Consider the following 11,492-nt stretch of genomic DNA (forward strand, 5'->3'; position numbering starts at 1 on the left):
AGTCGTTCTTAATGGTGGATCGCCTCGCGGCCGCCTTAGTTCAGCGGCGAACCCCAGGGCAGGGGCTACGGTCGGTATGCATAGGCGCCCCGTACGCGGGGCCATGACCTGACGGGAGAAAACGCCATGAGCTACAAATGGGACCTGATCCAGCGCCTGCTGCATGAAGCCCAGGCCGGCGCCAACGACAGCTTCAAGCCCCGCCGCTATGCCGAGGAATACGCAACCCAGCTGGAAAGCGAAGGCCAGCCGCTGCCGAACCTGGACAGCCTGCGTGCAGAAGCCGCGGACTACGAGAGCCTGCTGTTCGAGGGCGGCTTCATCGTTAGCCGGCCGGAAGAGCAGGGTGGCAACGGCGAGAATTTCATCCTCACCGAGCGCGGCGTGCGCCTGCTGGACATACTCGACGGCCCCCGGGATGACGGTGGCCGGCGCCAGCGGCTGGTGGACAAGGGCGAGGCGGCGCTGGTGCCGGAAGTTTTCGACGAGCTGGCGGCGGGCCGCGGCTGAGGTCTACAGGCGGAAGCCGTCGACGATGTAGTCGGCGAGGGTTTCGCTGATCGGCGATTGCTGCTGCGGATTGCGCAGTAGCACGATGCTGCTCTGCGGCAGCCCGGGCAGGCCGTCCGCCTCGCCGAGGATCTGCAGCTCCGGGGTGATCAGGCTCTGCAACTGGGCGGTCATCGCCAGGCCGGCGCCGACCACGGCCATGATCGCCGAGAGGCTGGGGCTGGTATAGGCGATCCGGTAGTCGATCTCCACGGCGTCCAGCGCGTTGCACACCCAGGCACGACAGAAGCAGTCGGTATTGAAGGTCGCCAGCGGCAGCGGCCGTTGTTCGTGCAGGCTGAAGCCCGGCGCCGCGGCCCAGACGACGTGCTCCTGGCGCAGCAACTGACCGATCTCGGTCCCCGGCTCGCGGGTGACGATGCTGAGATCCAGATCGTGGCGCTGCAGCAACTGGCTGGATGGCTCGCAGTGCACCTCGACCTGCACCAACGGGTAGGCCTGGGCGAAGCGCGCCAGGATGCCGGGCAGAAAGCGCATGACATAGTCATCCGGCGTACCGATGCGCACGACACCGACCATGTGCGGTTGGCGCAGGGTGGTCATCACCTCGCCGTGCAGCTTGAGAATGCGCCGGGCGTAACCCAGCAGGATCTGGCCCTCCGCGGTGAGCCTCACCTGGCGGCCGCTGCGTTCGAACAGCGGGCGCTGCAGCACATCCTCCTCCAAACGCTTCATCTGCATGCTCACCGCCGATTGCGTGCGGTTCACCACGTCGGCCGCGCGGGTGAAGCCGCCATGGTCGGCGATGGCGACGAAGCTGCGCAGCAGTTCGGTATCGATACTCGGATAGTTGGCCATTCATCAATCTCCGAGATGGCAGGCATCAGGAACATTCGTTGGATTGATCTTAAGCCCGGCGCAAGACTGGCGCCAACCCCATTCGGAGGAAACGAGATGAACGCGCAGAAAAGTGCCATGCACGGGTTGATCCACCTGCCGCGGATGACGCAAGCGCTGGCGCCGGGGCTGTTGGCGCGGGCCTGGTCCAGGGTGCGCCGCTGGAACGAGCTGTCGCGTCAGCGCCGCCAGCTCGCCGGGCTCAGCGACGCGATGCTCAAGGACATCGGCCGCAGCCGTGCCGATGTCGAGTTCGAAGCCGGCAGGCCGTTCTGGGACGACCCCGAGCCGCATTGAGGCCTAGTGGCCTGTGCGGTTAGTTGGTTGATTCAAGTTACTGTCCCAGTATCAGCTTCTGGATGCCCAGGGACAGGCTGACGATCACCAGCATCAGCGCGAACAGCCGTTGCAGCAGGCTGCTGTTGAGGTACTGTGCCAGGCGGTTGCCGGCGAGTACGCCGAAGGCGCCGCCGGCTGCCAGGCCGCCGAGCAACGGCAGCGGTGGTTCGGCGTCGGTGAGGTAGAGCAGGAAGCCGCCGCCGCTGACCAGGGCGATCACCGCCATCGAGGTGGCCATGGCGCTGAGCAGCGACAGCGAAGTGAACCAGAGCAGCGCCGGCACGATGAGAAAGCCGCCGCCGACCCCCATCAGCCCGGACAGCAGCCCCACGCCCACGCCGATACCGAGCAGCGCCAGGTGACGATCCTCGATGCTCTCCTTGGCCGGCAAGCCGGCACCGCGCCACATGCGCCAGGCCGACCAGAGCACCAGCAGGCAAAAGGCGACAATCAGCCCGCGCTCGGGGATGAACTGCCCCAGCCATTGCCCCGCGGCATTGCCCGGCAGGCCGAAGATGACCAGCAACAGCAGCGGGCGCCAGGCCACCTGGCCCATGCGCGCGCGCGGAATCGCCCCGATCAGCGCCGACATGGCGACCGCGCCGAGGCTCACGCCGATGGCGTCGCGCAAGGGCAAATGCAGGCTGAGCAGCAGCGGCAGGGCGACCAACGAGCCGCCGGCGCCGGTGAGTCCGAGCAACAGGCCAAGGACCAGGCCGATGCCCAGTGCTTCGAGCAACAGGACGTCCATCAGCGCCTGCCTGGCGATCCGTAGTCGCTGCCGGCGGGGAGGCTCAAAGAAGAGGCGAGGCGCATGCTGTACTCCGTCGAGGGCTGGATCGTCCTCCCAGGCGGGTTAGACCCGGATCACGGAGGTGGCCCCGTGATGGCGAACGATTGGCGGGCAGGGCCCGCCGCACGGAGTGTAAACGCGATCAGGGCGCCAGGGTACGGCTGAGGGTGAATGCACCGCGCAGCTCGCCTTCGCGGAAACCGCGGGCCTGGTCCTGCGGATAATGCTGGTCGAGCAAGCCGAGCAGCTCGGGCTTGATGTTTTCGCCATGGCAGCCCAGGCAGGTCTCGGCGGTGCCGATCGCCTTCATGTAGCGGTATTCGCCGCCGACGATTTCGCCGTGGGCGAGTGTTTCGAGCGGCTCGCCGGCGGCAGCGCGCCTGGCGAACTGCTCGAGGACCTGGCGCTCCCAGGCGTCGGGGGCGTTGTCCGGATTACGGATCTTGAGTGCGGTGCGGCCGACCTGCCACGGCGCCTTGCTGTGCTGCTCGGCGATGCCCGGTGCCAGCAACTGGCAGGCTTCCACGGCCTTGCTCGGACCGCCGTCGGCCATCGCTTGCTTGACCGTGCCCAGCAACTGCTGCTGGAAGGCGGGAATCAGGCTGGCGGCTTCGCTGCGCAGTTGTTCGGTGTCGGGCATCGGTGCGGCGTGTACGCCGCATGCGAGCGTGGCTAAGGCGATCAGGGACAGGGCTTTCATGGGGTCTCCGCAGGCTGGAAATATAGTGGGGGGAGTATATCGCTTCTGGCGGAGCCCGATGCAAGCCGCTGGCCTCGCGGCGTGGCGCGGGCGGGGCGTTCGCTCAGCTACCGCGGATCAGTTTGCGCAGCAGGAAACGGTTGGGGTGGCACGCTTCGGCGACGTCGCGCGGCAGTGGCAAGGGGTCGCCATCCAGCCAGCCGGCCAGTAATTCGCCGGACAGCGGTGCGCTGATCATGCCCCGCGAGCCGTGCGCGGTATTGACGTAGAGCCCGTCCAGCCAGGGACAGGCGGCCTGTGGCGTCTGTCGGGCATTCTTGCCCAGCGCCGCATAGGTTTCGGCGAAGCGCTGCGGGTCGGCCAGCGGGCCGATCAGCGGCAGGTAGTCCGGGCTGGTGCAGCGGAACGCCACGCGCCCCTGCAGGGCCTCGGTATGTTGCGGGTCGGCCTGCAGGCGTCGATAGAGATCGCTGGAGATGTCTTCGAGCATGTTCAGGTTGGCCTGGTGCTCGGCCACGCTGGGGGCGCTGTCGGTCTGCTGGAAGTTGAAGCTGGCACCGAGGGTATGGCTGCCATCGCGCGGCGGGGCGACGTAGCCCTTGGCGCAGAGCACGGTGCGCAGCGCGGCGCTGGCCGGGGTCGCCGGCAGGCAGGAGATCTGCCCGCGGATGCGCTTGAGCGGCAGCCAGGCGCTGTGCTCGAAGCGGGCCGCATCGGCCGGCGCCCGCCAGGACCACCACCGGCGCCTGGGCCAGCAGTCGCTCGCCGGCCATGGCCTGCCAGTGGTCGCCGTCGCGGCGCAGTTCGAGGGCTTCATGGTGCTGCAGCAGTTCGATGCCCGGCCGTTGCAGCAGCCAGCGACAGAGCGCCGGCGGATGTGCCCAGCCGGCTTCGGGATAGAACAGGCCGCCCTCGGGCAGGGCGACGCCCGCCAGGGCTTCGGCCTGCTCCCGCGCCAGTGGATGCACCAGGGCGGCCGGGAAGGCATCGGCCAGTTCGGCCTGGCGTTGCCGCTCCTTGTCGTCGTAGGCGATCTGCAGCACGCCGCAGGCCTGCCAGTCGCGGCCCTGCTGCAGATGCTGGAGCAGGCGCCGGGTATGGCCGAAACCGCTGACGACCAGCCGCGACAGCGCCGTGCCGTGGGCCGAGAGCTTGAGATAGAGCACGCCCTGCGGGTTGCCCGAACCCTCCTGGGCCGCTTCGGCCTGGCGTTCGAGCAGGGTGACCTGCCAGCCCCGTGCGGCCAGGGAGGCCGCCGTGGCACAGCCGGCGAGGCCGGCACCGATCACCAGCGCGCGGCGTGCCGGGGCCACGAAGGTCGGGCGGGCGTACCAGGGCTTGACCTCGTTGCGGGGCTCGCCAACGAAGCGGCCGCGGAGGATTTCCCGCTTGTGGCCGAAGCCCGCTACCCGCTGCATGTCGAAGCCGGCCTCGGCCAGCCCGCGGCGCACGAAGCCGGCGCTGGTGAAGGTGCCCAGGGTTGCGCCCGGCGCCGAGAGCCGCGCCAGTTCGGCGAACAGCGCCGGCTGCCACATGTCCGGGTTCTTCGCCGGGGCGAAGCCGTCGAGGAACCAGGCATCGATGGTCGCATCGAGGCTCGGCAGGGTGTCCAGCACGTCGCCGACCAGCAGCGTCAGCACCACCCGGCCGTCGGCGAAAAGCAGGCGCTGAAAGCCCGGGTGCAGCGCGACGTACTGCTCCAGCAACTGTTCGGCCAGGGGTTGCAGTTCCGGCCAGAGCGCCAGTGCCCGCGCGAGATCCTCGCGGGTCAGGGGGTGCTTCTCGACGCTGACGAAATGCAGTTGCGCCCGCGCATCGGCAACGCGCTCGAACAGCTGCCAGGCGCAGAGGAAGTTCAGGCCGGTGCCGAAGCCGGTTTCGCCGATCACCAGCCGTTGCCCCGGCTGCAGCGCGGCGAAGCGCTGCGCCAGCGCGTTCTGGGCGAGGAACACGTGCTCGGTTTCCGCCAGGCCCGAGGCGCGGGAGAAGTACACGTCGCCGTAGCGGCGCGATTGCGGTAGGCCGTTTTCGTCCCAGTCGAGTTCGGCGTGCTGGAAGGGGGGGCGATCTTGCATGGGCGAATCCTGAATAGAACGGGCGGCTCGGTTGGCGGAAAAGGCAACCTGCGGGCCGGGCATGCGGCCCGCAGGTTCTGTCGTCAGCTGTCGACCCGGGCTTGTTGCTCCAGTCGACCGATGGCCGCGTCCAGCTCGTCGAGCGCGGCTTCGCTGTCGGGGTGGTTCTGCTTGAGCAGGGTTTCGCTCTGCTGGCAGGCGCTGCGCAGTTGCGGCACGCCGCAGTAGCGGGTGGCGCCGTGCAGGCGGTGGACGCGTTCGATCAGCGCCTGGCGATCGCCGGCCTGGCGCGCCTCGCGGATCGTCTGGCGGTCAGCGGCCAACGAATGCAGCAGCATGCTGAGCATGTCGGCGGCGAGATCGGCCTTGCCGGCGGCCAGGCGCAGGCCTTCTTCCGCGTCGAGCACGGCGAGGGCCTGCTCCGGCGGCGGCAGCAGTTCCAAGGTGCGTTGTGGCTGGCTGCGCAGGGCCAGGCCGGTCCACTTCAGCACCACCTGGGCCAGCTGGCGTTCGCTGATCGGCTTGGTCAGATAGTCATCGAGACCGCTCTGCAGCAGCGAGCGCTTTTCGTTGGCCAGGGCATGGGCGGTGAGCGCGATGATCGGCAACGGCGCCGCGCCGCTGGTGCTCTCCCACTGGCGAATGGCTTCGGTGGTCTGCCGTCCATCCATGCCTGGCATCTGTACGTCCATCAGCACCAGGTCGAACGGGTGCTGCTTGACCGCTTCCAGCGCCGCGGGGCCGTTGTCCACCGCGATGACGTCGGCGCCCATGTCGTCGAGCAGGGTCTTGACCAGCAGCAGGTTGGCCGGGTTGTCGTCCACGCAGAGCACCCGCGCGGCGCGGCTGGGCGCGGGCTGCTCGGGTTCGTTATAGGTCAGCTGCGGGCGCACCAGTTCGAGCAGCACGCGCTGCAGCTTGCGGGTGCAGGCCGGCTTGCCCTGCAGCTGGGTGTGCGTATGCCCTTCGGGCAGGGCGTCGTGATAGTGGGCCTGCTCGGTCGTCGGGCAGAGCACCACGCATTGGCAGCCGAGGGCCTCGATCTCCGCCAGGTAGCGGCTGAGCTGCTCGGGTTCGATTTCACGACGGGTGACACCCAGCACCGCCAGGTCGATCAGTTGGCTGCCCTGGCGCTCGGCGCCGATCACCTGTTGCATCTGTTCGAGGCTGTCGAAGGCCTGCACCTGCAGGCCGCAGCTCTCCAGCTGGTGCTGCAGGGCCTGGCGCGCCAGCGGGTGCTGCTCCAGCAGGCCGACGCGACGGCCGAGCAGGGCCGGGTGAGGGTGGTCTTCGATGTCGTCGCGGGCCTTGGGCAGGTTCAGGCTGATCCAGAACTCCGAGCCTTCGTCGGGGATGCTGTCGACGCCGATCTCGCCGCCCATCTGTTCGATCAGGCGCTTGGAGATGACCAGCCCCAGGCCGGTGCCGCCGGGCTGGCGCGACAACGAGTTGTCGGCCTGGCTGAAGGCCTGGAACAGCGCGCGCAGGTCCTGGTCGGTCAGGCCGATGCCGGTGTCCTGCACGCTGATGCGCAGTTGCGCACGCTCGGCACTGTCGTCCTCGACCATGGCGCGCACCGCGATGGTGCCCTCGTTGGTGAACTTGATGGCGTTGCTGATCAGGTTGGTCAGCACCTGCTTGAGCCGCAGCGGGTCGCCCACCAGCGACAGCGGCGTGTCGCGATAGACCAGGCTGACCAGTTCCAGCTGCTTGGTGTGCGCCGCCGGGGCGAGGATGGTCAGGGTGTCCTCGATCAGGTCGCGCAGGTTGAAGGGAATGCTGTCGAGCACCAGCTTGCCGGCCTCGATCTTGGAGAAGTCGAGGATCTCGTTGATGATCCCGAGCAGGCTGTCGGCGGACTTCTCGATGGTGCCCAGGTAATCCTGCTGGCGCGGGGTGAGGTCGCTCTTCTGCAGCAGCTGGGTGAAGCCGAGGATGCCGTTGAGCGGAGTGCGGATCTCGTGGCTCATGTTGGCGAGGAACTCGGACTTGATCCGGCTGGCCTCCAGGGCCTCCTTGCGCGCCAGGTCCAGCTCGATGTTCTGGATCTCGATGGTCTCCAGGTTCTGTTGCACGTCCTCGGTGGCCTGGTCGATGCTCTGCTGCAACTCCTCGCGGGCGCTGAGCAGTGCTTCGGCCATGCGGTTGATGCCGGAGGCCAGCTCGTCCATCTCGTGGCTGCCCAGCGGCGGCAGGCGGGTCTCGAGGTGGCCGTCCTTGAGCTGGGCGACGGCGCCTTTCACGCGATGCAGCGGCTGGCTGATGGTGCGGCTCATGCGCAGCGCCAGCAGCGCGGTGATGATCAGGCCGGTGCCGATCAGCAGCAGGCTGGTCAGCAGGCTGCGGTAGCCGCGCAGCAGCGTGCCGTGGTGCGAGAGTTCCAGCTCCAGCCAACCGATCAACTGCTCCTCGGCGCCGCGGGTTTCGTCGGCAAGGTTCAGGTGGCGGCTCAGCACTGGCATCAGGATGCGCGTGTAGTCCAGGCTGCTGACGCGGGTGAGGCCTTCCGGGTCGCCGGGCGGCGGCGGCGTGAGCATGCGCGGGCCGGCGTGTACGCGCTCGTTGCGCTCCGGGTCGAGGATCGTCACCGCGCGTACGTCGGCCTGGTCCAGCACCTGCGTCAGGATGCGCTGCAGGCGCTTGTCATAGCCCAGGTTCATGGCGGGGGCGGCGAGGGGCGCCAGCTGTTCGGCGATCAACTGGCCGCGTTCGTCGAGCTGGTGGCGCAGATCGGACAGCTGCATCCAGGTGAAATAGGCACCCAGCACCACTGCCAGCAGGGTGCTGGGCAGCAGCGTCAGCATCAGCACGCGGCCTCGAATTCCTATGTCTTTCAGCACGTTCCATACCCCGAGGGTCTGTTGCCGTTTCGTTGCGCGCCGCGTCGCAGCGGCAATGGCGCCATGGCCGGGCGGCGTTCCGCGGACGCGGGACGCAGGTAATGGGCCAGCGCGCTAGTGTAGCGGTTCAGTGGGGTGGAATCTGCAACGGTGGGCTGTCCTGACGCCGCAGGGCTCAGTCCAGGCCGCGGATGTCCTTGCCGTCGAAGTCCGGCAATCTCCAGCGGAAGGTCATGGCCAGCACGCGGAACAGGAAGCCGCAGCCCAGGGCGAGCAGCGTGGCAATCGCGGTATTGACGTGCAGCCAGAGCAGCGCCACGTAGAACACCCCGGTGAACAGCGCCACGGTGGCGTACAGCTCGCGCTGCAGCACCATCGGCACCTGGTTGCACAGCACGTCGCGCAGCAGCCCGCCGAAGATGCCGGTGATCACCCCGGCCAGCACCACGATGGATGGATGCGCGCCAACGCCCATCGCCACGTCGCAGCCGATCACCGTGAAGGCCACCAGGCCGAGGCCGTCCACCAGCAGGAACACCATGCGCAGGTGGTGCAGGTGGCGGGCGATGAAGCCGGTGACGATGGCCGCGCCGATGGTGAACGTGAGGTATTCCGGATGCGCGATCCAGCCGACCGGGTAGTGCCCGAGCAGCACGTCGCGCGCGGTGCCGCCACCCAGCGCCGTCACGGTGCCGAGCAGGCAGATGCCGAACAGGTCCATGCCGCGGCGCATGCCCATGATGGCACCGGACATGGCTTCGGCCGTGATCGCGATCAGGTAGATGGTGTGCAGCAATTCCACGGCAGGTCTCCGGACGGGCCGCTGCAACGCGGCGTGTGGCTGTATCCCGCGACCCCCTGGGGCAGGGGCCTGAAAGGGTGCGCGATTATGGGGCAGCGCTGGCTTTAATTGATATGGCTAAGTATTTTTAGGCCATCCAAATATTTTCTTAATGAAGTGCTGCGATGAACCTCGATCCGAAGCAGACCGAAGCCTTCCGCTGCGTCATTCGCACCGGCAGCTTCGAGCAGGCCGCCTTGCGCCTGCACCTGACGCCGCCAGCGATTTCGCAGCGGGTCCGTGCCCTGGAAAGCGCCCTCGGTAGCGCCCTGGTGGTGCGCAGCCGCCCGTGCCGGCCGACCGAAACCGGGCAACGTCTGCTGCAGTACCTCAAGCGCGCCACGTTGCTGGAGGCCGACCTGCTCGCCGAACTGGCCGAGCGCAGCGATGCGCCGTTGGTGGTGGTCGCGGCGCTGAATGCCGACAGCCTGGGCACCTGGTTCTTTCCTGCGCTGGCCGAGGTGCTGATCCGCGAGCGGGTGCTGCTGGACCTGACCGTGGAGGACCAGGACCACACCTACAGCCTGCTGGAGACGGGGCTGGCGATCGGTTGCATCAGTACCGAGCCGAAGCCGATGCGTGGCTGCACGGCCAGCCCGCTGGGCAGCATGCGCTATCGCCTGGTGGCCTCGGCCGGTTTTCGCCAGCAGCACTTCGCCAATGGCCTGACCCGCAATGCCGCGCGCAAGGCGCCGGTGGTCGCCTATACGCGCAAGGACACCCTGCAGTCGTCCTTCCTGCTGCGCCGCCTGGGCCTGCCCGAAGGCGCTATCCCTGCCACTACGTGCCCGGTGCCGAGCCGCACTTCAGTGCGATCCGCTATGGGCTGGGCTATGGCATGGTGCCCGAGCTGCTGCTGCACGATGCCTTGCGCCAGGGCGAGGTGGTCGATCTGGCGCCGGACGAACCGCTGGACATCGCGCTGTACTGGCACACCTGGAAGGTGCAGTCGCCGCGCATGGAGCATCTTTCGCGACAGATCGTCGAGGCGGCGCCGAAGATTCTCGGCCGGCCGTAGGTTGGGTTGAGCGCAGCGAAGCCCAACGCAACGATGCATCAGGCGACGCATCCGTCACCGCGTTGCCTTTCCACTGCAGGAAGCCGGCATACCTGACCTTGCCCTGCACGCTCTTGTTATGCACGTTGCTCTTCGCCGCAATGCGGCTCAACCCAAGCTACCAGCGTCTGGCCTGCAGCTTGGCACCGATCCATGCGGCCGCTTCGGCTACACGGTCTGCCCGTCATCGGCGGTTGCCGTTATCATGGTCGCCTTTTTCAGAAGCCGTGCGCCGCCATGACCACTCACTATCCGACCATTGCCGATTGCATAGGCAACACGCCGCTGGTTCGCCTGCAGCGGATGCCGGGGAAGACCAGCAATACCATCCTGCTCAAGCTCGAGGGCAACAACCCGGCCGGTTCGGTCAAGGATCGCCCGGCGCTGTCGATGATCAACCGCGCCGAACTGCGTGGCGACATCCAGCCGGGCGACACGCTGATCGAGGCCACTTCCGGCAACACCGGCATCGCCCTGGCGATGGCGGCAGCGATCAAGGGCTACCGAATGATCCTGATCATGCCGGACAACTCCAGCGCCGAGCGCAAGTCGGCGATGACCGCCTACGGTGCCGAGCTGATTCTGGTGAGCAAGGAAGACGGCATGGAAGGTGCCCGCGACCTGGCGCTGAAGATGCAGGCCGAGGGCCGCGGCAAGGTGCTCGACCAGTTCGCCAACGGCGACAACCCCGAGGCCCACTACAGCAGCACCGGCCCGGAAATCTGGCGGCAGACCCAGGGCAGCATCACCCACTTCGTCAGTTCCATGGGCACCACCGGCACCATCATGGGCGTGTCGCGCTACCTCAAGGAGCAGAACCCGAAGATCCAGATCGTTGGCCTGCAGCCGATGGAAGGCTCGGCGATCCCGGGTATCCGCCGCTGGCCGCAGGAGTACCTGCCGAAGATCTACCAGGCCGAACGGGTCGATCGCATCGTCGACATGTCCCAGGCCGAGGCGGAGCAGACCATGCGCCGCCTGGCCCGCGAGGAAGGCATCTTCTGCGGCGTGTCCTCCGGCGGGGCCGTGGCGGCTGCGTTGCGCTTGTCGCAGGAGCTGGAAAATGCCGTGATCGTCGCGATCATCTGCGACCGCGGCGACCGTTATCTCTCCACCGGCGTGTATGACGCGCCCAACTGAGCAGGCCAGGCGCCGGACCGGCAGCGGCCCGGCCGTGGCATGCCTCGCGCATTGCGCATTCGGAATTCTGCAGGTCCCAAGCGATGGCCAAACGTAGCGGCGCTTTGCGCTTCCAACCCGCCGGCGGCGAGCGCAAGGCGCAGGTGCCGGTGGGCAAGAAACAGCGGCTGGGCATCGAGCGGCTGGCACACGATGGCCGCGGCATCGCCTTCCTCGACGGGCGTACCTGGTTCGTCGCCGGCGCGCTGCCGGGCGAGGAGGTCGAGGCGCGGGTGCTGGCGGCCCGCAGCCAGATCGTCG

General features: G+C 67.8%; 10 protein-coding genes and 1 pseudogene. 5 read left to right on the top strand and 6 right to left on the bottom strand.

The annotated features are described in order from the left end of the window. Positions 1-126: 126 nt before the first annotated feature. A complete protein-coding gene (locus BAY1663_RS13855) occupies positions 127-510 on the top strand; it encodes a hypothetical protein (RefSeq protein ID WP_037041823.1) in 384 nt (127 codons plus the stop codon). Between the two features lie 3 nt (positions 511-513). Here BAY1663_RS13855 and BAY1663_RS13860 read toward each other — a convergent pair whose 3' ends face one another. Then, positions 514-1,368 carry a LysR substrate-binding domain-containing protein gene (locus BAY1663_RS13860; protein ID WP_037041824.1) on the bottom strand — a complete coding sequence of 285 codons (855 nt, stop codon included), beginning with the start codon at positions 1,366-1,368 and terminating at the stop codon, positions 514-516. 96 nt (positions 1,369-1,464) lie between these two features. Here BAY1663_RS13860 and BAY1663_RS13865 point away from each other — a divergent pair, with 96 nt between their 5' ends. Next, positions 1,465-1,704: a DUF1127 domain-containing protein gene (locus tag BAY1663_RS13865; protein WP_037041825.1), complete on the top strand. Its 240-nt coding sequence runs from the start codon at positions 1,465-1,467 to the stop codon at positions 1,702-1,704. A gap of 37 nt (positions 1,705-1,741) precedes the next feature. Here the strand turns inward: BAY1663_RS13865 and BAY1663_RS13870 are convergent, their stop codons facing one another. The 5 genes and pseudogenes from BAY1663_RS13870 to BAY1663_RS13890 all read right to left on the bottom strand — a co-directional run bounded on the left by BAY1663_RS13870 (position 1,742) and on the right by BAY1663_RS13890 (position 8,956). Then, the gene (locus tag BAY1663_RS13870; protein WP_037041826.1) at positions 1,742-2,497 is read right to left on the bottom strand and encodes a sulfite exporter TauE/SafE family protein; all 756 of its coding nucleotides are present in this window, start codon (positions 2,495-2,497) and stop codon (positions 1,742-1,744) included. A 184-nt stretch (positions 2,498-2,681) separates the two neighbouring features. Next, positions 2,682-3,239, bottom strand: a complete 558-nt coding sequence (locus tag BAY1663_RS13875) for a DUF3365 domain-containing protein (RefSeq protein ID WP_037041827.1) — start codon at positions 3,237-3,239, stop codon at positions 2,682-2,684. A 103-nt stretch (positions 3,240-3,342) separates the two neighbouring features. Further along, positions 3,343-5,314 (bottom strand): annotated as a pseudogene (mnmC, locus tag BAY1663_RS13880) (bifunctional tRNA (5-methylaminomethyl-2-thiouridine)(34)-methyltransferase MnmD/FAD-dependent 5-carboxymethylaminomethyl-2-thiouridine(34) oxidoreductase MnmC). Positions 5,315-5,397: 83 nt separating this feature from the next. Then, positions 5,398-8,154, bottom strand: coding sequence for a response regulator (locus BAY1663_RS13885; protein WP_177325807.1), 2,757 nt, complete (start codon positions 8,152-8,154; stop codon positions 5,398-5,400). A 175-nt stretch (positions 8,155-8,329) separates the two neighbouring features. Further along, complete coding sequence (locus BAY1663_RS13890) at positions 8,330-8,956, bottom strand: trimeric intracellular cation channel family protein (RefSeq protein WP_037041829.1); 627 nt, start codon at positions 8,954-8,956, stop codon at positions 8,330-8,332. 164 nt (positions 8,957-9,120) lie between these two features. Here BAY1663_RS13890 and argP point away from each other — a divergent pair, with 164 nt between their 5' ends. The 3 genes from argP to BAY1663_RS13905 all read left to right on the top strand — a co-directional run. Next, positions 9,121-10,023: an HTH-type transcriptional regulator ArgP gene (gene argP, locus BAY1663_RS13895; protein WP_256206772.1), complete on the top strand. Its 903-nt coding sequence runs from the start codon at positions 9,121-9,123 to the stop codon at positions 10,021-10,023. 266 nt (positions 10,024-10,289) lie between these two features. Continuing rightward, entirely contained in the window at positions 10,290-11,192 is a 903-nt protein-coding gene (gene cysM / locus BAY1663_RS13900) for a cysteine synthase CysM (protein WP_037041830.1), read from the top strand. A gap of 83 nt (positions 11,193-11,275) precedes the next feature. Beyond that, positions 11,276-11,492: TRAM domain-containing protein (locus BAY1663_RS13905; RefSeq protein ID WP_037041831.1), on the top strand; the 217-nt coding region annotated here is incomplete at its 3' end.

It is taken from the genome of Pseudomonas sp. BAY1663 (assembly GCF_000582595.1).
Taxonomy (GTDB): domain Bacteria; phylum Pseudomonadota; class Gammaproteobacteria; order Pseudomonadales; family Pseudomonadaceae; genus Stutzerimonas; species Stutzerimonas stutzeri_AF.